The sequence below is a fragment of the Blautia massiliensis (ex Durand et al. 2017) genome (assembly GCF_001487165.1).
GTDB classification, from domain to species: Bacteria; Bacillota; Clostridia; order Lachnospirales; family Lachnospiraceae; genus Blautia_A; species Blautia_A fusiformis.
Genome location: NZ_LN913006.1, coordinates 998,501 through 1,017,953 on the forward strand (window position 1 = coordinate 998,501; position 19,453 = coordinate 1,017,953).

Annotated in this window: 18 protein-coding genes and 1 pseudogene; 18 read left to right on the top strand and 1 reads right to left on the bottom strand. The window is 44.4% G+C overall.

Going from position 1 to position 19,453, the window contains the following annotated elements:
- The first annotated feature begins 25 nt into the window (after positions 1–25).
- From BN3261_RS05550 to rpsA, 5 genes are all read left to right on the top strand, one after another.
- A complete protein-coding gene (locus BN3261_RS05550) occupies positions 26–1,438 on the top strand; it encodes an oxaloacetate decarboxylase subunit alpha (RefSeq protein WP_015524872.1) in 1,413 nt (470 codons plus the stop codon).
- A gap of 103 nt (positions 1,439–1,541) precedes the next feature.
- Entirely contained in the window at positions 1,542–2,771 is a 1,230-nt protein-coding gene (locus BN3261_RS05555) for a BaiN/RdsA family NAD(P)/FAD-dependent oxidoreductase (RefSeq protein ID WP_059085670.1), read from the top strand.
- 25 nt (positions 2,772–2,796) lie between these two features.
- A complete protein-coding gene (gene cmk, locus BN3261_RS05560) occupies positions 2,797–3,462 on the top strand; it encodes a (d)CMP kinase (RefSeq protein WP_015524874.1) in 666 nt (221 codons plus the stop codon).
- A complete protein-coding gene (gene ispH / locus BN3261_RS05565; RefSeq protein WP_059085671.1) occupies positions 3,459–4,325 on the top strand; it encodes a 4-hydroxy-3-methylbut-2-enyl diphosphate reductase in 867 nt (288 codons plus the stop codon). Before cmk ends, ispH begins: the two co-directional genes overlap by 4 nt.
- On the top strand, positions 4,306–5,382 hold the full coding sequence (gene rpsA / locus BN3261_RS05570) for a 30S ribosomal protein S1 (protein WP_015524876.1): 1,077 nt from the start codon (positions 4,306–4,308) through the stop codon (positions 5,380–5,382). Before ispH ends, rpsA begins: the two co-directional genes overlap by 20 nt.
- Before the next feature lie 101 nt (positions 5,383–5,483).
- Here the strand turns inward: rpsA and BN3261_RS05575 are convergent, their stop codons facing one another.
- Complete coding sequence (locus tag BN3261_RS05575; RefSeq protein WP_059085672.1) at positions 5,484–6,503, bottom strand: ribonuclease H-like domain-containing protein; 1,020 nt, start codon at positions 6,501–6,503, stop codon at positions 5,484–5,486.
- A 478-nt stretch (positions 6,504–6,981) separates the two neighbouring features.
- On the opposite strand from BN3261_RS05575, the gene rsxC reads away from it, so the two are divergent.
- The 13 genes and pseudogenes from rsxC to BN3261_RS05635 all read left to right on the top strand — a co-directional run bounded on the left by rsxC (position 6,982) and on the right by BN3261_RS05635 (position 19,453).
- Positions 6,982–8,307, top strand: a complete 1,326-nt coding sequence (rsxC, locus tag BN3261_RS05580; RefSeq protein ID WP_021650509.1) for an electron transport complex subunit RsxC — start codon at positions 6,982–6,984, stop codon at positions 8,305–8,307.
- Positions 8,308–8,321: 14 nt separating this feature from the next.
- Positions 8,322–9,299 carry an RnfABCDGE type electron transport complex subunit D gene (locus BN3261_RS05585; protein WP_059085673.1) on the top strand — a complete coding sequence of 326 codons (978 nt, stop codon included), beginning with the start codon at positions 8,322–8,324 and terminating at the stop codon, positions 9,297–9,299.
- Positions 9,299–9,877 (top strand): RnfABCDGE type electron transport complex subunit G, encoded by a 579-nt coding sequence (locus BN3261_RS05590; RefSeq protein ID WP_015524882.1) that lies wholly within the window; start codon positions 9,299–9,301, stop codon positions 9,875–9,877. The genes BN3261_RS05585 and BN3261_RS05590 overlap by 1 nt, the downstream gene beginning before the upstream one ends.
- 14 nt (positions 9,878–9,891) lie before the next feature.
- A complete protein-coding gene (gene rsxE, locus BN3261_RS05595; protein ID WP_015524883.1) occupies positions 9,892–10,596 on the top strand; it encodes an electron transport complex subunit RsxE in 705 nt (234 codons plus the stop codon).
- A gap of 16 nt (positions 10,597–10,612) precedes the next feature.
- The gene (locus BN3261_RS05600; protein ID WP_015524884.1) at positions 10,613–11,188 is read left to right on the top strand and encodes an electron transport complex protein RnfA; all 576 of its coding nucleotides are present in this window, start codon (positions 10,613–10,615) and stop codon (positions 11,186–11,188) included.
- A gap of 13 nt (positions 11,189–11,201) precedes the next feature.
- Positions 11,202–11,993, top strand: a complete 792-nt coding sequence (locus BN3261_RS05605; RefSeq protein ID WP_059085674.1) for an RnfABCDGE type electron transport complex subunit B — start codon at positions 11,202–11,204, stop codon at positions 11,991–11,993.
- A gap of 228 nt (positions 11,994–12,221) precedes the next feature.
- Positions 12,222–13,286: a tryptophan--tRNA ligase gene (gene trpS, locus BN3261_RS05610; RefSeq protein ID WP_015524886.1), complete on the top strand. Its 1,065-nt coding sequence runs from the start codon at positions 12,222–12,224 to the stop codon at positions 13,284–13,286.
- Between the two features lie 146 nt (positions 13,287–13,432).
- Entirely contained in the window at positions 13,433–14,044 is a 612-nt protein-coding gene (ruvA, locus tag BN3261_RS05615; RefSeq protein WP_022426699.1) for a Holliday junction branch migration protein RuvA, read from the top strand.
- Positions 14,045–14,251: 207 nt separating this feature from the next.
- A pseudogene (locus BN3261_RS17165) lies at positions 14,252–14,386 on the top strand (transposase); the annotation flags it as partial.
- A complete protein-coding gene (locus BN3261_RS05620; protein WP_059085675.1) occupies positions 14,349–15,446 on the top strand; it encodes an RNA-guided endonuclease TnpB family protein in 1,098 nt (365 codons plus the stop codon). The pseudogene BN3261_RS17165 and the gene BN3261_RS05620, both read left to right, overlap by 38 nt.
- A gap of 210 nt (positions 15,447–15,656) precedes the next feature.
- Positions 15,657–16,667 (top strand): Holliday junction branch migration DNA helicase RuvB, encoded by a 1,011-nt coding sequence (gene ruvB, locus BN3261_RS05625; RefSeq protein ID WP_015524888.1) that lies wholly within the window; start codon positions 15,657–15,659, stop codon positions 16,665–16,667.
- Between the two features lie 130 nt (positions 16,668–16,797).
- The gene (locus BN3261_RS05630) at positions 16,798–17,205 is read left to right on the top strand and encodes a cell division protein ZapA (protein ID WP_015524889.1); all 408 of its coding nucleotides are present in this window, start codon (positions 16,798–16,800) and stop codon (positions 17,203–17,205) included.
- An 88-nt stretch (positions 17,206–17,293) separates the two neighbouring features.
- The gene (locus tag BN3261_RS05635; protein WP_021651505.1) at positions 17,294–19,453 is read left to right on the top strand and encodes a peptidase U32 family protein; all 2,160 of its coding nucleotides are present in this window, start codon (positions 17,294–17,296) and stop codon (positions 19,451–19,453) included.

Sequence of the window (19,453 nt, forward strand, 5' to 3'; positions counted from 1 at the left end):
ATAAAAATTTGTAAGGAGAATAATTATGGCAGAAATAGAGAAAAAACCTGTGAAAGTTGTGGAAACGATCCTGCGTGACGCTCATCAGTCCCTGATCGCTACACGTATGAGCACAGAGCAGATGCTTCCGATCATTGAGAAGCTTGACAAAGTCGGCTACTATGCAGTAGAGTGCTGGGGCGGTGCTACTTTCGATGCTTCCTTACGTTTCCTGAAAGAGGATCCGTGGGAAAGACTTCGTAAACTTCGTGACGGTTTCAAAAACACAAAGCTTCAGATGCTGTTCCGTGGACAGAACATCCTTGGATATCGTCCATATGCAGATGATGTAGTAGAGTATTTTGTACAGAAATCCGCAGCTAACGGTATCGATATCATCCGTATCTTTGACTGTATGAATGACCTTCGTAACCTTCAGACAGCTGTAAAAGCAGCAAACAAGGAGAAAGCACATGCACAGGTTGCAATGGCTTACACACTTGGTGATGCTTACACACTTGATTACTGGACAGATCTTGCAAAACGTATCGAAGATATGGGTGCAGATTCCATCTGTATCAAAGATATGGCAGGACTTCTTGTTCCGTACAAAGCTACAGAGCTTGTTCAGGCTCTCAAAGAGACTGTTAAGATCCCGATCGATCTTCATTCTCACTATACATCCGGTGTTGCTTCCATGACATATATGAAGGCAGTAGAGGCAGGTGTTGACATCATCGACACAGCAATGTCTCCGTTTGCTCTTGGAACATCCCAGCCTGCAACAGAGGTTATGGTTGAGACCTTCAAGGGAACACCATATGATACAGGATTTGATCAGCAGCTTCTCGCTGAGATCGCTGACTACTTCCGTCCGATGCGTGATGAGGCTCTTGATACAGGTCTTCTCAATCCGAAGAACCTTGGTGTAAACATCAAGACTCTTCTGTATCAGGTACCAGGTGGAATGCTTTCCAACCTGACATCACAGCTGAAAGAGCAGCATGCCGAGGATAAATTCTACGAAGTACTTGAGGAAGTTCCGCGTGTACGTAAAGACCTTGGTGAGCCACCGCTTGTTACACCGTCCTCTCAGATCGTTGGTACACAGGCTGTATTTAACGTGATCATGGGCGAGCGTTACAAGGTTGTCACAAAAGAGACAAAAGACGTGTTAAGTGGTAAGTATGGCGCAACAGCCAGACCGTTCAATCCGGAAGTACAGAAAAAATGTATCGGCGATATTGAACCGATCACATGCCGTCCGGCAGATCTTCTGGAGGATGAGCTTGATAAGCTTGAGAGCGAGATGGCACAGTACAAGGAGCAGGATGAGGATGTTCTCACATATGCACTGTTCCCGCAGGTTGCCATGGACTTCTTTAAATATCGCCAGGCTCAGAAGACAAAAGTTGATGAGACTGTAGCAGATACCAAGAACGGCGCATACCCGGTATAAAGCACACATAGAAATGCAGATGCATTTCAAAACAGGAAAAGGAGCTTGCTGTATGCAGGCTCCTTTGTGCATAAAAAAGATAAAAAAGGCAGGATAACAGGTAATGTCCAAAGTTGCGATCATAGGCGGCGGTGCCGCCGGAATGCTCTGCGGTGTATATGCTGCGCGCAGAGGACACCAGGTTCACATACTGGAAAAAAATGAGAAACTCGGAAAAAAGCTTTTCATCACCGGAAAGGGACGATGCAACGTCACCAATGATTCCGATACCGAAGAACTTTTTCCGGCAGTGATGTCAAACCGCAAATTTCTTTACAGTGCTTTCTACACCTATGGAAGCAGAGATGTGATGGAATTTTTTGAGGAGGCAGGAGTGCCGCTGAAAACAGAGCGTGGAAACCGGGTTTTTCCGGTATCGGATCATTCATCAGATATTATCCGTGCGCTTGAGCGGGAACTGAAAAAAGCCGGAGCGCAGATCCATCTTCATACAGAGGTAAAGGAAGTTTGTACACAGGATGAAAAAGTTACCGGTGTATTACTTTCGGACGGTACCTTTTTTGAAGCGGATACTGTGGTAGTTGCCACAGGAGGGCTTTCCTACCCGTCCACAGGTTCCACAGGAGATGGATATCGTTTTGCTGCTGAGACGGGACATAAAGTTATTTCCCAGTCACCATCACTGGTACCACTGGTGGCAAAAGAAGATTATGTCTCCAAACTTCAGGGCCTTTCCCTCCGGAATGTGGAGCTTACAGTAAAATCCGGCAAAAAAGTTCTCTATAAAGATTTCGGCGAGATGATGTTTACTCATTTCGGAGTGACAGGACCGCTGATCCTTTCCGCCAGTGCCCAGATCGGCAAAAAGCTGGAAAAGGAGCCTTTGGAGGCTTTCCTGGATCTGAAGCCGGCGCTTGATGCAGAACAGCTTGACGCCCGGATCCTGCGTGAATTTGATGCAAATCATAACAAGCAGTTTAAAAATGTGATCGGTGTTCTTTTTCCGTCTTCTCTGACTCCGATCATGATCGAAATTGGCGGTATCCCCGGGGAAAAACCGGTACATGAGATCTCCAGGGAAGAGCGTCAGGCTTTTGGCCGTCTGATCAAGGCTTTTCCGTTTACGATCACGGGAATGGGAGAGTTTAAGGAAGCGATCATCACAAGAGGCGGTGTGTCAGTAAAAGAGATACAGCCATCCACAATGGAATCCAAAAAAATAAAAAATCTGTATTTTACAGGTGAAGTACTGGATCTGGATGCAGTGACCGGTGGCTATAATCTTCAGATCGCATGGTCTACAGCGTATGCGGCAGCTCAGGCGATAGAATAACAGAAAAGAGGAAGGAGCAACGATTATGGGTATTAATATTGCAATTGACGGACCGGCAGGTGCAGGAAAAAGCACAATTGCAAAAAAAGTGGCAAAGGAGCTGTCCTTTATTTATGTAGATACAGGGGCAATGTATCGTGCCATGGCACTTTATCTTCTGGAAAAAGGGATCAGCGGTGACGAAAAAATCTCTGAAGCCTGTCACGATGCGGATATCTCTATCCGTTATGAGAACGGTGAGCAGCAGGTGATCCTTAACGGAAAGAATGTAACTGCGTTCCTCCGTAAGGAAGAGGTAGGAAATATGGCATCTGTAAGCTCTGCAAATCCGGAGGTGCGTGCACATCTTCTGAAGCTGCAGCGCAATCTTGCAGCCGAGAATAATGTAGTTATGGACGGAAGAGATATCGGAACCACCATTCTTCCCAATGCGGAAGTGAAGATCTTTCTGACTGCAAGTGCAAAGACCCGTGCCAGCAGACGATACCTGGAGCTTACAGAGAAGGGTGAAGCCTGCGATATGGATGAGATCCTGAAAGATATCGTTGACAGAGATGAGAGAGATATGAACCGCGCGGTTTCTCCGCTTAAAAAAGCAGAGGATGCTGTTCTTGTTGATTCATCTGAGATGGGAATTGACGAAGTGGTTGAGAGTATCCTTTCCGTATACAGAAAAAGGGTGAACGGATGAATGTAAAAGTTGCAGAAACTGCCGGCTTCTGTTTCGGCGTACAAAGAGCAGTTGACCGTGTTTATGAGCTGATCGGTTCCGATGCAGCACCGATTTATACACTGGGCCCGATCATCCATAATGAGGAGGTTGTCTCAGATCTCGAAAAAAAAGGTGTGGCTGTGATCTGTGAGAAGGATCTTGGCAGCCTGAAGGGCGGCACTGTTGTGATCCGTTCCCATGGAGTAGGCCGCAAGATTTATAACACGATCAAAAAATATGGTCTCGGATATGTAGATGTTACCTGTCCTTTTGTGCTGAAGATCCACAAGATCGTTGAGAGAGAAAGCTCCAGAGGTGCCCATATTGTGATCATTGGTGATCCGGATCATCCGGAAGTCCAGGGGATCTGCGGATGGTGTCAGGGACCATATACTGTGATCAGAAATGCTGAGGATGCTGAGAAATTCAATATTTCTCCGGAAAAAGAAGTATGTGTAGTGTCCCAGACGACATTTAATTACAACAAATTTCAAGAATTAGTTGAAATTCTCCGCAAAAAGAGTTATGATAATAATGTTTTAAATATTTTAAATATTTTAAACACTATTTGTAATGCTACCGAAGAACGGCAGAAAGAAGCTAAAGCGATAGCCGGAGAGGTAGACACTATGTTGGTCGTAGGTGGCCGACATAGCTCCAATACTCAAAAGCTGTTTGAAATATGTAAAAAGGAATGTGGAAATACTTACTATATACAAACACCTGTAGACTTGGATTCTGAAATGTTCCAATGCAGTAGTTGTGTAGGTATTACAGCAGGGGCTTCCACCCCAAAGAAAATTATTGAGGAGGTTCAAGAACATGTCAGAGTTAAGTTTTGAACAGATGCTGGAAGATTCCGTAAAAACAATCAGAAATGGAGAGATCGTACAGGGTACCGTCATCGATGTTAAAGATGATGAGATCATCCTGAATATCGGCTATAAAGCAGACGGTATCATCACAAAGAACGAGTACACAAACGATTCAAGCGTTGTGCTTACAGACGTTGTTAAACCTGGCGATACCATGGAAGCAAAGGTTCTCAAAGTAAACGACGGAGAGGGACAGGTTACACTTACCTACAAACGTCTTGCAGCAGAGAAAGGCAACAAACGTCTTGAGGAGGCATTTGAGAACCAGGAGGTTCTGAAGGCTCCTGTAACACAGGTACTTGACGGTGGTCTTTGTGTCAATGTTGAGGAAGCAAGAGTATTCATTCCTGCAAGCCTTGTATCTGACACATATGAGAAAGATCTTTCCAAATATGCAGATCAGGAGATCGAGTTCGTTATCACAGAGTTCAACCCAAGAAGACGCCGTATCATCGGTAACCGCAAACAGCTTCTTCTTGCTGAGAAAGCTGAGAAACAGAAAGAGCTTCTTGCTAAGATTAACGTAGGCGATAAAGTTGAGGGTGTTGTTAAGAATGTTACAGATTTCGGTGCATTCATCGACCTCGGCGGAGCAGACGGACTTCTTCACATCTCTGAGATGTCCTGGGGCAGAGTAGAGAACCCGAAGAAGGTATTCAACGTAGGTGATAAAGTTACAGTTCTTATCAAAGATATCAACGGAGACAAGATCGCACTTTCCCTTAAATTCCCGGAGGAGAACCCATGGCTTACAGCTGCTGAGGACTTCGCAGTAGGAAACGTAGTAAAGGGCAAAGTTGCACGTATGACAGATTTCGGTGCATTTGTTGAGCTTGCACCTGGAGTAGATGCTCTTCTTCATGTATCTCAGATTTCCAGAGAGCACGTTGCGAAACCATCTGATGTACTTTCCATCGGTCAGGAGATCGAGGCTAAGGTTGTTGATTTCAATGGCGAAGACAGAAAGATCAGCCTCAGCATGAAAGCACTCGAGGATAATTCTGCAGAGCAGACAGAGGAGTAATTTCTCAGAAGCTGTACAGCAGTTGAATATTTTGAATTTCAGAGGCCGTCACATTTATTGTGACGGCCTTTTTTTGATTGGAATTGCGTAACAGAGAGATATTATTTAAGAACAGAAAGATAATATGGCAGGCAGTGTTTCAGATAGGTTTTCTGTTTTAAAGGATCATGCAGAAAAGCTTCTGTTACAGGACACCAAGTATAACAGTTGTCCCTTTTGGCAGGCCTTCGGAGCTTTTTGTCCATGCAGGCACTTAAGGTTTTTGGTATTGCAGTGTCTTCGGAAGGGATGTAATCGTAATCTTTATAATTGGAATAATATTGCTTTAAACGTCCATTTTGAAGCTTCACAAGAAGACGGACACGGTTATTCTGTCCGATTATGTAGAATTCTTCACTATGATTTGAAAATTCAACAGGCAGATCGTAATTAGTTTTAATGGTAAAGGCCAATTGATCGTCTTGAATTTCACAATTTAGTGCTTCGTAATCTTCATTGAAAAGAGCAAGATAGGACAGCATGGAGAAAATTTTTCCAAGTCCCAGAAGATCTTCCCGGTTATGTCCCATAACGATCTCTGCCGCTTCCGGTTTCTTTCCGGAAGCGAATTGTTTGTAAAGACGGATGCAGGCACCTCCATCACAGTAGTTCCGTTCAGTGATACCGAGAAATGATTCCATAGAAGGCTGATTCATCCGTGAAAGCTTCAAAAGTCCCTTGAGTGGCTTTAGTTCCCGGTAAAGGTCCAGAGAAGGCAGCTTTGCAAAAGGGGAAGAGAGTCCGTGGATCTGATATCGTGCATCCAGATAAGGCTGGTCAAAGCTGTCACCGTTATATTGGATCGTACATGAAAAATCCTGAAGGAATTCAGAAAATGTTTTCAGAAGTTCAGGTTCTTCCTCTTCGTTTTCAATCATCCACTGGTACATCTGCCAGTTGTTTTCTTCGTAGGCTACAGCACCGATCAGATACAGAAAAGTGGAATTTCGTGATAGTCCTGTAGTTTCAATATCATAGAAAAGCGGTACAAAACGCTCTGAAAATCCATGATTTTTAGTCAATTTTTTAACAGTCTCAAAGTCTGGAAATCCTTGTAAAATCGGCATTTTTTTAACGATCATGTTAATTTTCTCCTTTATGGATTGTATCTGATTATACACAAAAAAATTGCTTTTCAATAGTGCAATTTAAAGTGAAATGAGTTATAGTTATTAGTAGAGTTGATGATAAAAAACAGGAAATGGTACTGGATTTATGTAGGGATTGACAGTGAAAAAATGACTATTATCGCTTCATAAATTAGTTATTCATTTACAGCTTTTTATGAGCTGATGAATATCTTCTACCGAAGTATATCACAGGATCGTGTCTGGATTCAACCTTTCATACATATCCTGCTCAAAGCAGAAGCTACTTTGTTACTGTTTGCTGGTAATGTTTCGCGAAATGATTTATGGGAGCGAAATAGATCTTGTTTGTCTTGGATGAAATAAGAAAAGGAAAATCAGAAACACAGAATCAACTTTAAAAAAGAGTATATGCGCAACGCAGAAATACCATGTACATGTACTTGCAAAAATAAAGGAGGAGATGAGATCTATGGCATTTTTAACCTTCAGGGGTGGTATCCATCCTTATGACGGCAAAGATTTGTCAAAAAACTGTCCTGTCGAGAAGTATCTGCCGAAGGGAGATCTGGCAATTCTTGTTTCTCAGCACATCGGAGCTCCGGCCAAGCCGATCGTAAAAAAAGGTGATCATGTGCTTGCAGGACAGAAAATCGCAGAAGCAGGAGGATTTGTTTCCGCACCGATACACTCGTCTGTATCAGGAACCGTAAAGGGAATCGAGAAACGTCTGACCGCAGTAGGCGCCATGGGTGATGCAATCATCATTGAGAATGACGGTCTGTACGAATCTGTGGAATATGCACCTGCAAAGCTTTCGGATCTTTCCAAGGAGGATATCTTGAAAAGGATTCAGGAAGGCGGAGTTGTTGGTCAGGGTGGTGCAGGTTTCCCGACACATGTAAAGCTTTCACCAAAGGAACCTGACAAGATCGATCATATCCTGGTCAACGGTGCGGAATGTGAGCCTTATATTACCAGTGACTACCGAAGGATGATGGAAGAACCGGAAAGCATTGTTGGTGGTCTGGAAGTAATCCTGAAAGCTTTCCCGAAGGCAGTGGGATGTATCTGTATCGAGGACAACAAACCGGATTGTATTGCCAGGATGAAAGAAGCCATCAAAGGCAAAGAGCGTATGGAAGTAAAAGAGCTTAAGACCAAATACCCTCAGGGTGGTGAGCGTACACTGATCTATGCGGTAACAGGCAGAGAGATCAATTCCACCATGCTTCCGGCAGACGTAGGATGCGTGGTTGATAACGTAGAGACCGTCACTTCTGTTTATAAGGCAGTGATCCTTGGACAGCCGGTTATCAGCCGTAATGTAACGGTTACCGGAGATGGTATCCGTACACCGAAGAACTTTTCCGTTCTTACAGGAACAGATCTGTCTGAACTGGTAGATGCTGCAGGCGGACTGAAGGAAAAGATCGCAAAAGCAATCTCCGGCGGACCGATGATGGGATTTGCGCTGTATGATCTTCATATTCCATGTACGAAGACAACTTCTTCCCTGCTTTTCCTGGAGCGTGACGCAGTTTCCGAGGCGAAGCAGATCCAGACTGCATGTATCAATTGCGGACGTTGTGTAAGCGTCTGTCCGGGCCATGTGGTTCCGGCCCGCCTTGCAACTCTTGCAGAACACGGCGATATGGCAGGCTTCGAAAAAATGGATGGTATGGAATGCTGCGAGTGCGGCTGCTGCAGTTACATCTGTCCGGCCAAACGACCTCTGACTCAGAGTATTAAATCTATGAGAAAAATGGTTCTTGCAGAGCGCAAGAAAAAGAAATAGGGGGAGGAATAACAATGGAACAAATGTATAACGTATCATCTAATCCCCATATCAGGGATAAAATGACCACCAGCCGTATTATGCAGCTGGTAGTGATCGCACTTCTGCCGACAACACTTTTCGGTATCTGGAACTTTGGAGTGCATGCACTCCTTGTAGTGCTGGCGACGGTTGCATCCAGTGTGTTTTTTGAATGGCTGTATGACCGACTGATGCATAAAAAGAATACAACTACTGATTTCAGTGCAGTTGTAACAGGACTTCTGCTTGCACTGAACATGCCGCCCCAGATCCCGATCTGGATGCCGATCCTTGGTAGTGCTTTTGCGATCATTGTTGTAAAACAGCTGTTCGGTGGACTTGGACAGAACTTTATGAACCCGGCTCTTGCAGGAAGATGTTTCCTTATGATCTCTTTTGCCGGAAAAATGACTAACTTTGCAGTTTCCAAAAGCTCCCATGCTGTTGTAGATGCGGTTACACAGGCAACACCTCTGGCAGCGCTTAAAAGCCAGGGATTCATTGAGGGGACTTCTATTCCTGTAAAGAATCTCTTCCTTGGTAATATCCAGGGTACCATCGGTGAGACTTCTGCCCTGGCGATCCTCATCGGTGCAGTGATCCTTCTTGCATTTAAGATCATCGATCTGAAGGTACCTCTTACATATATTGGAAGTTTTGCAATATTTGTCATTTTCTATATGCTGGGAACAGGCAAAGGCTTTGATGTAAACTATCTTTTCAGCCATATCTTTGGAGGAGGTCTGATGCTTGGAGCCTGGTTTATGGCAACCGATTATGTGACGACTCCGATCACTCCGAAAGGTCAGCTGGTATATGGCTGCTGCCTCGGTATCGTGACAGCGGTATTCCGTCTCTTTGGTGGTTCCGCAGAGGGCGTTTCCTATGCGATCATTTTCTGCAATCTTCTGGTTCCGCTTATTGAAAAAGTAACAAAACCGGTTGCTTTTGGAAAAGGAGGCAAGAAATAATGGGTAAGATTATCAGAAATACATTGATCCTTACGATCATTACAGTAGTTGCCGGCCTTGGCCTTGGACTGGTTTACGAAGTTACCAAAGAACCCATTGCAAGAACCGAGGAACAGGCAAAAAAAGAAGCATGGCAGACTGTATTCAGTGATGTAAGCCTGGAAGATTTTAAAGCTGTAGATGTAGACAAGGAAGCAGCAGATAAAACAGTTGCAGATCTTGGAATCAAAGCAACCGTAGATGAAGTCTGTGAAGCAGCAGATGAAGGCTATGTGGTAACTGTAACCGATAAAGAGGGTTACGGCGGTGATATCCAGATCACAGTTGGTGTAACAAAAGACGGTACCGTCAGCGGCGTTTCCATTCTTTCCATCAGTGAGACTGCCGGACTTGGAATGCGTGCTACAGAAGCGAAGTTCCAGGAACAGTATGTTGGAAAGAATACCGACAAATTCTATGTATCCAAGGACGGCGGCGAAGGTGAGCCTATTGATGCTATCAGTGGTGCGACCATCACATCCAGAGCTTTTACCGGTGCAGTCAATACAGCTATCGGCTATTGCAAAAACGCATTTTAGGAGGGTAGTTGAATATGAATAATTGTGGTGAAAGATTAAAAAACGGCATTATAACCGAAAATCCGATTTTCGTCCTGATGCTTGGTATGTGTCCTACCCTTGCGGTAACGACTTCTGCGATCAATGGTATTGGTATGGGACTTTCCACAACCGTAGTTCTGGTTATGTCAAACATGCTCATCTCCATGCTGCGTAAGGTTATTCCAGACTCCGTCAGAATGCCGGCCTTTATCGTAGTTGTAGCATCTTTTGTAACTATCGTACAGTTTCTGATGGAAGGCTTTACTCCTTCTCTTTATGAGTCACTTGGAATTTACATTCCACTGATCGTTGTTAACTGTATCATTCTGGGACGTGCAGAGAGTTATGCTTCCAAGAACCCTGTCCTTCCGTCTATCTTTGACGGACTTGGAATGGGTCTTGGCTTTACAGTGGGCCTGGTTGCCATTGGTCTTGTAAGAGAGATCCTTGGTTCTGGAAAGGCTTTCGGAGCACAGATCATTCCGGTTGCTGATGCAGCTACCGGTGCTGCCGGCTATACCCCGATCACTATCTTTATCCTTGCACCTGGAGCATTTTTGGTTCTTGCCGGACTTGCAGCGATCCAGAACAAAGTAAAGATCAACATGGCAAAGAAGGGCAAAGATGTTTCCAAGATCCAGTCCGGCTGTGGCTCCAATTGTGCGACCTGCGGCGGATGTCCTTCCGACAAAGAATAAAAAGGGGGAATAGAAAATGGCAAGCTTGATGTTGATCGCAATTGGTTCTGCGCTTTGCAGTAACGTTGTATTGAGTCAGTTCCTGGGAATCTGTTCTTTCCTTGGAGTTTCCAAGAAAACAGAAACCGCAGCCGGCATGGGTGGTGCAGTTGTGTTTGTTATTACTATTGCATCTTTTGTTGCAGGACTGCTTTATAAATTCATCCTGGTACCGACCCATTTTGAGTATCTGAAAACGATCGTATTTATCCTGGTTATCGCGGCACTGGTACAGATCGTAGAAATGTTTCTCAAGAAATTTGTACCATCCCTTTACAAGGCACTTGGTGTATACCTTCCTCTGATCACAACAAACTGTGCAGTTCTTGGTGTAGCACTGAACAACGTTAAATATGAATACAGCATTCTTGAAAGTGTTGTCAACGGATTTGCCACAGGTGTAGGTTACCTGATTGCAATTGTATTACTTGCAGGAATCCGTGAAAAAATGGAATACAACGATATTCCGGAATCCTTCCAGGGTATGCCGATCGTTCTGCTTACGGCAGCACTGATGGCTATTGCATTCTTTGGATTCTCCGGAATCGTATAGGAGGAAGAAGAGCATGAGTATAACAGGAATTATTATGGCTGCAGTCATTGTCGGCGGTACTGGCTTATTCATTGGTATTTTCCTCGGACTTGCAGACAAGAAATTAACCGTTAAGGTAGATGAAAAGGAAGAAGCCATTCTCGGCGTTCTTCCAGGAAATAACTGTGGTGGTTGTGGATATCCGGGATGTTCCGGACTCGCTGCCGCAATTGCAAAGGGAGAAGCTCCTGTAGATCAGTGTCCGGTTGGCGGTGCTCCGGTTGCAGCCAAGATTGGCGCGATCATGGGACAGGAAGTAAAAGAAACCGCACGTCAGGTTGCTTTTGTAAAATGTGCAGGAACCTGTGATAAGACGACTGTGAAATATGAGTACACAGGTGTGGAAGACTGTGAGATGATGGCTTTCATCCCTGGCAGCGGTGCAAAAAACTGTACATTTGGATGTATGGGCTTCGGAAGCTGTGTAAAGGCATGTCCATTTGATGCGATCCATATAGTGAATGGTATTGCGGTCGTAGATCAGGAAGCATGTAAAGCCTGTGGCAAATGTGTTGCCAAATGTCCACGTCACCTGATCGAGCTGGTACCATATGACAAACAGACACGTGTAGCCTGCAGCTCCCACGCAAAAGGTAAGGCAGTTACAACTGCCTGCGAGCTTGGCTGTATCGGCTGTAAAAAATGTGAGAAGAATTGTCCGTCCGAGGCGATCACAGTTACCGATTTCTGTGCACACATCGATTACGATAAGTGTACAGGCTGCGGTAAATGTAAGGAAGTTTGCCCAAGACATGTGATTCTGTAAAACAAAAAGGACTGCCTGTCACGGAAGTTTTCCGAGTGATATGGCAGTTCTTTTTTTGGAATAAAGCATGTTGTGCCCGATAATGCATAAATAAAATAAATACATACAAACTTTTGGTTATATTTCAATGAAAAATTGCAGTTTCCGGTTAAAAATATTTGACCGGTGAATTTCAAGGGGCTATAATAGGATATAAATATTCAGTATACTTCAAGGAGAACGAAATTCATGAGTAAGATTATTTTAACTGGCGACCGCCCGACGGGGCGCCTTCATGTAGGTCATTATGTTGGATCTCTGGCAGAGCGTGTGAAGCTGCAGAATTCTGGCTTATATGATGAGATTTATATTATGATCGCAGATGCCCAGGCACTTACAGATAATGCAGAGCATCCGGAGAAAGTACGTCATAACATTCTTCAGGTTGCTCTGGACTATCTGGCATGCGGGCTTGATCCGGAGAAATCCAATATTTTTATCCAGTCCATGGTTCCGGAGCTGACAGAACTTACCTTTTATTATATGAATCTGGTTACGGTAGCACGAGTACAGCGTAATCCTACCGTTAAATCCGAGATTAAGATGCGTAATTTTGAAGCCAGCATCCCGGTAGGCTTTTTCTGCTATCCGATCAGTCAGGCTGCTGATATTACTGCTTTCCGTGCGACACATGTACCGGTAGGTGAAGATCAGCTTCCGATGCTTGAGCAGTGCAAGGAGATCGTCCATAAATTCAATACCGTTTACGGTGACACACTGACAGATCCGGAAATTGTTCTTTCTTCCAATAAAGCATGCTTACGTCTTCCGGGAATTGACGGAAAGGCTAAGATGAGTAAATCTCTCGGAAACTGCATCTATCTGTCTGATGAAGAAGATGTTGTAAAGAAAAAGATCATGTCCATGTTTACAGATCCGAACCATCTTCGTGTTCAGGATCCTGGTCGTGTAGAGGGAAATCCGGTATTTATCTATCTGGATGCCTTCAGCCGCCCGGAACATTTTGCTGAATTTTTGCCAGAGTATCAGAATCTGGATGAACTTAAGGCTCACTATCAGAGAGGTGGCCTTGGTGATGTGAAAGTCAAGAAGTTCCTGAATAATGTTATGCAGGCAGAGCTTGGACCGATCCGTGAAAGAAGGAAAATGTGGGAGCAGCGAACCGAAGATGTGTTCGATATCCTGAAAGCCGGTACAGAGGTTGCCAGAGAAAAAGCTGCCGCAACGCTTCATGATGTTCGTTCTTCTATGCGGATCAATTATTTTGAGGATCAGGATTTCCTTAATCAGTGATAAAAAACAGCGAGAGGAATCACAGGCTCGTATACAGGATCAACCCGGAGATTGTATTCCGGGTTGATTTTTTTTGAAAATTATGTTACTATTGCGTTCATATGGGAAACAGATGTTCAGCTGTTTCAGGGAAGGAGCCTTGAGATTTGATTTCTTTTGTAAAAGGTACCGTAGCAGATATCGGTGAAAATTGTCTGGTTGTGGAAAATGGCGGAATTGGTTATGAGATTTATATGACAGGACAGGATCTTGGGAAAGCACGGATAGGCGATGAAAAGAAGATCCATACCTTTCTCTATGTGCGGGAGGATATTCTACAGCTATATGGTTTTTTTTCGAAGGATGATCTTGGCATGTTCAAGCTTCTGATCGGTGTCAACGGAGTCGGACCTAAAGGCGCTCTGGGTATCCTTTCCGGGATCAGTGCAGACGAGCTTCGTTTTGCAGTGCTTTCCGATGATGTAAAAACAATCTCCAAGGCCCCTGGAATCGGGAAAAAGACAGCCCAGAAAATGATCCTGGAGCTGAAAGACAAGCTGAAGCTGGAAGATGCTTTTGAGATGAAACTGGCGCATCAACAGGAAGAAGCAGCTGAGGGAGCATCTGATCTGAGGGATAGTCGTCAGGAAGCGGTGGAGGCGCTTGTCGCATTAGGATACAGTTCTGCAGATGCCCTTCGTGCAGTACGAAAGGTACCGGAAGATGTGCCGGCAGATGATGTAGAAGCAATTCTTCGGGCTGCACTGAAAAATTTTTAACAAATGTAGCAAGAATTCTCCCACCTCTTCAGATGGTGAGATGAATTGCACATCTGAGCATATCTGCTCAAAAAAATCTCTATAGTATAAAAGAAACACTTGTTCTCCTTTCCCTGATGTAGTATACTGAAAAAGAACAATTAGTTCATAAATACATATCCGTCGATATAAGAAAAAGGATGATAAATATAATGGAGTTAGACCATGAAAGATGCATTCTGGAGTCAGATCTTCTGTCTGCTCAGTGCAGGCGGAGCAACGATTGAAACGATACGGCAGTATATAGAAAGCCAGGGTGAGAAGAATGAACCGCGCCGTAAAAATAAGGATCTATCCAAATAAAGAGCAGAGAGTTCAGATAGAGCAAACAATCGGCTGCAGCCGCTTTATCTATAACCAGATGCTTGCAGATAAGATCAGCTATTACCAGAAAGAAAAAAAGATGCTCCGGAACACACCGGCCGGATATAAAAAGGAATATCCATGGCTGAAAGAGGTGGATTCTCTTGCCCTGGCGAATGCGCAGCTGCATCTGGAAAGTGCGTTCCGGAAGTTTTTTCGGGAACCAGCCTGCGGATTTCCACGTTATAAATCAAAGAAGCATGCAAGAAATTCATATACGACCAATGCACTAAACGGAAATATCCTTTTGCAGGATACCTATCTGAAGCTTCCAAAGATGTCCGTCATAAGGATAAAACTTCACCGTCAGATTCCATCAGACTGGAAACTGAAGTCTGTAACTGTGAGCCGTGAGCCATCCGGGAAATATTTAGCCAGCCTTTTGTTCTGCTGTGAGAACCAAACAGTGGAAAAAAGACCGGCAGAGAGATTTCTTGGGATCGATTTTGCCATGCAGGGAATGTGTGTATTTTCTACAGGAGAAAGAGCCGGGTACCCTATGTTTTACAGAAAAGCAGAGAAAAAACTTGCAAGAGAACAGAGAAAGCTCTCCCACTGTGAAAAAGGAAGCCGGAACTATCAGAAACAGAAAAAAAGGGTAGCTTTATGTCATGAAAAGATAAAGAACCAGAGAAAAGATTTCCAGCATAAGCTCAGTAGGGAGCTTGCGGAAAGATATGACGCAGTATGTGTGGAAGATCTGAATCTGAAGGGAATGTCCGGAGGACTGCACCTTGGGAAAGGTGTGCAGGATAACGGGTACGGGCAGTTTCTGTTCATGCTGGGATACAAGCTGGAAGAATGCGGAAAACATCTTATAAAAGTAGACCGTTATTTTGCATCCAGCAAGATCTGCAGTGTATGCGGACATAAGAAAAAGGAACTGGCATTGTCGGATAGAATGTATGTTTGTGAATGTGGAAATAGGATGGACCGGGATGTGAATGCAGCAGTCAATATCCGTGAAGAAGGAAAAAGAATCTATAAAGAATGTACCTGACGGCACAAGAAAAAAATCCATAACCGGATAAACATAAAAAACAAAACCGCGGGACACGCGGGGATAGCCTGTTTTAGCTTTGCCCTAAAGGGTAATCGAGCAGGAAGCCCCCACTTCAAAATCGTAAGATTTAAGTGGTGGGAGCATGTCACCGCCGTGAGTAAGAGCAAACATGCTCGCACTGAAATGAAATAGAACGGAGCATAGCAAATGGAGAACAGGATCATTACAACAGATGTTACAGAAGAGGATTTTTCCCTGGAGGGAAATTTAAGGCCTCAGAGTCTGGATGAGTATATTGGTCAACAGAAAACAAAAGATACCCTGAAAATTTATATCGAAGCAGCAAAGCAGCGTCATGATTCACTGGATCATGTGCTGTTTTATGGACCTCCGGGGCTGGGAAAGACTACACTTTCCGCGATCATTGCCAATGAGATGGGAACACATATGAAGGTAACATCAGGTCCTGCGATTGAAAAGCCAGGCGAAATGGCTGCGATCCTGAACAACCTTCAGGAAGGAGATGTGCTGTTTGTAGATGAGATACACAGACTGAATCGACAGGTAGAAGAGGTTCTTTACCCGGCAATGGAAGATTTTGCTATCGATATCATGATCGGCAAGGGAGCATCCGCCCGTTCCATTCGTCTGGATCTTCCGAAGTTTACATTGGTAGGTGCAACAACGAGGGCAGGTCTTCTTTCCGCGCCGCTTCGTGATCGTTTTGGCGTAACACAGAGACTGGAGTTTTATGATAAAAAAGAACTGACGACGATCATTCTACGTTCCGCTCAGGTGCTTGGCGTGGAAATCGAACCCAATGGAGCTGCCGAGATCGCCAAGCGTTCCAGAGGAACCCCCCGTCTGGCCAACCGTCTTCTGAAGAGAGTACGTGATTTCGCCCAGGTGAAGTATAATGGTGTGATCACCTACGATGTTGCCTGCTTCGCATTGGATCTTCTGGAAGTAGATCAGTATGGCCTTGATAAAACAGACCGCCGCATTCTCCAGACCTTGATCCTGAATTTTCAGGGCGGACCAGTGGGGCTTGAAACACTTGCCGCATCAATCGGAGAAGACTCCGGAACACTGGAAGACGTGTATGAACCCTATCTTTTGCAGACAGGTTTCCTTAACAGAACTCCACGTGGAAGAATGGCTTCCGTGCTGGCATATACCCATCTTGGATATCCTCGTCCTGATTTATCGACAAAATAATAGAAAAACTTCTATACATTTTTGCGGGAATCAGTTATAATAAAAGAAATTGCGGGTTGTAAGACCGGCAATGCAGAGGAATGTTATTGAGGAAATTACCAGTAACAGATAAATTCAGGAGGCTTTACGAATGGCGGTAAAGAATACAGCACAGGTTGTTATCGATGGAAAGATCATTACTCTGGGCGGGTATGAGTCCGAGGAATATTTTCAGAAGGTTGCAGCCTATATGAATAATAAGATCAGTGAGCTGAGTCAGATGCCGGGATACTCCAGACAGGCCATGGAGACCAAGCATACACTGCTCAGTCTGAATATTACAGATGATTATTTTAAGGCAAAAAAACAGGCGGAGATTTTTGAACAGGATCTGCAGCAGAAAGACCAGGAGATGTATGATCTGAAACATGAACTGATCTCTTTGAAAATGCAGATTGAAGAGGCGAAGAAGGCAGAACAGGAAGCTCAGGAACAGAAGAATCTTCTGGACGGTAAGGTGAAGGAGCTGGAGAAAGAACTTGATGAACTGCTTAAATAAGGAGGGGGGATTGCTTCGGTAATCCTCTTTTGTTTTATGGTCATCGGATTGATTAACAGATGGGAGATGAGGGAATACTGTGAAAAATATGATAACAGAACTGCTCTCGCCGGCAGGTTCTTATGAAAGCTTTGAGGCAGCTATTGGTGCCGGGGCTGATGCGGTATATGTAGGGGGACCGGCTTTTGGAGCAAGAGCTTATGCGCAGAACTTCACCCAGGAAGAGCTGATCACTGCCATTGAGACCGCACATATCCATAACCGTAAATTATATCTTACTGTGAATACACTTTTGAAGAACCGTGAACTGGATGATCAGCTGTTTGAATATCTGCTTCCGTATTATGAGGCAGGGCTGGATGCGGTGATCGTACAGGATCTGGGAGTATTTTCTTTTATACGCCGGAATTTTCCGGATCTGGATATTCACGCAAGCACACAGATGACAGTAACCGGACCGGAGGGAATGCGGTTTCTGGAGGAAAAGGGAGCAACGCGTGTGGTTCCGGCCAGAGAGCTTTCCCTGGAAGAGATATCTGCCATGCATAAGGCAAGTCCTCTGGAAATAGAGACTTTTATCCATGGAGCTCTCTGTTACAGCTATTCCGGCCAGTGCCTGATGAGCAGTATTTTCGGTGGAAGAAGCGGAAACCGTGGCCGCTGTGCACAGCCATGCAGGCTTCCTTACAGTGTAACCATGGATCACAGAAAATATAAAGGAGACAAGGATTTTTGTGCATTAAGCCTGAAAGATATCTGCACTCTGGATATTCTTCCGGATATCCTGGAGGCGGGTGTTATGTCTCTGAAGATCGAAGGGCGTATGAAACAGCCGGCGTACACAGCGGGCGTCACGGCAGTATATCGAAAATATCTGGATATGTATTTAAGTGGAAAAGAATATCACGTTCAGGAAAACGATCGGAAGTATCTTCTTGAGCTTTTCAGTCGGGGAGGATCCTGCAAAGGATACTATGATATGTATCGCGGGCCGGAAATGATGGCTTTTGCCAATGAAAAAAAATCCGGTAATATCCAGCCGGAGATCAGAAAAATAAAAGAAAAAATTCATGGGAATTTAATACTTTCTCCTGAAAGTCCTGTTATACTGGAAATAACCTGCAAGGGCCAGACAGTAACTGCTATGGGCGGTGAGGTACAGTTTGCTAAAAATCAGCCAATGGAAGAACAGAGGATCCGTCAGCAGATGGAGAAACTGGGAAATACAGATTTTCAGTGGGAGGATCTGAACATTGAAATAAATGGAAGGATTTTTGTTCCGGTTAAAGTTCTCAATGAAGTACGAAGAGATGCTCTGAGTCAGCTGCGAGAAGCACTGATCGGATGTCAGAAGAGAGCACAGGTTACGAAGCAGCCGACGAAATCTAAGGATCAGGCTGCCTGCCACAGAAGGGTAACAGACAGCCTGCCTGTGTATGTATCCTGTGAACGTTCGGATACTGCGGAAGTACTTTTGAACGAACCGGGGATTACAGGTTTTTATTTTCCTTTTGATACTATGGAAAAATATTTTTCACCGGAACTTGCTGCAAGCAGTGAATTATATCTTTCTACTCCACATATCCATCGCGGAGAAATCCCCGAAAAGTGGCTTCGATCAGCTCAAAAATGGTTGGAGCAGGGTATGAAGGGCTTTCTGGTAAGAAACCTGGAATCTTACGCCGTACTGAAAAAAATGGGATATGGCGAAAAATGTATCCTGGATGCATCCATGTATACCTGGAATGATCAGAGTGTTGATTTCTGGCGGGAAGAGGGAGTTCTTCGAAATACAGTCCCCCTTGAGTTGAATGAGGGTGAACTGAAACATAGAGATAATACTTCTTCGGAGCTGCTTTTATATGGTTATATCCCACTGATGCTTTCCGCGCAGTGTGTAAGGAAGAATCTTTTCGGATGTACAGGAAAATATGAGACGGCTTATCTGAAAGACCGCTATAACAGTGAATTTCCGGTAAAATGCAGTTGTGATCCATGGGGAAAAAACATCTCCGAAAAAGCAAAATACTGTTATAATATCATTTATAATAGCATTCCTTACGGACTTCCGGGTGAAAAAGATCAGGTAAAAAAACTGAACCTTCACTCTTTGCGACTGGCATTTACGATCGAAGAGCCAGAGAAAGCAAAAGCGATCCTGAAAGAATTCCGGACGGTTTATCAGGAAAACGGAAAACCTTCCGGACGCAGGTATACAAAAGGCCATTTTAAAAGAGGAGCCGAGTAA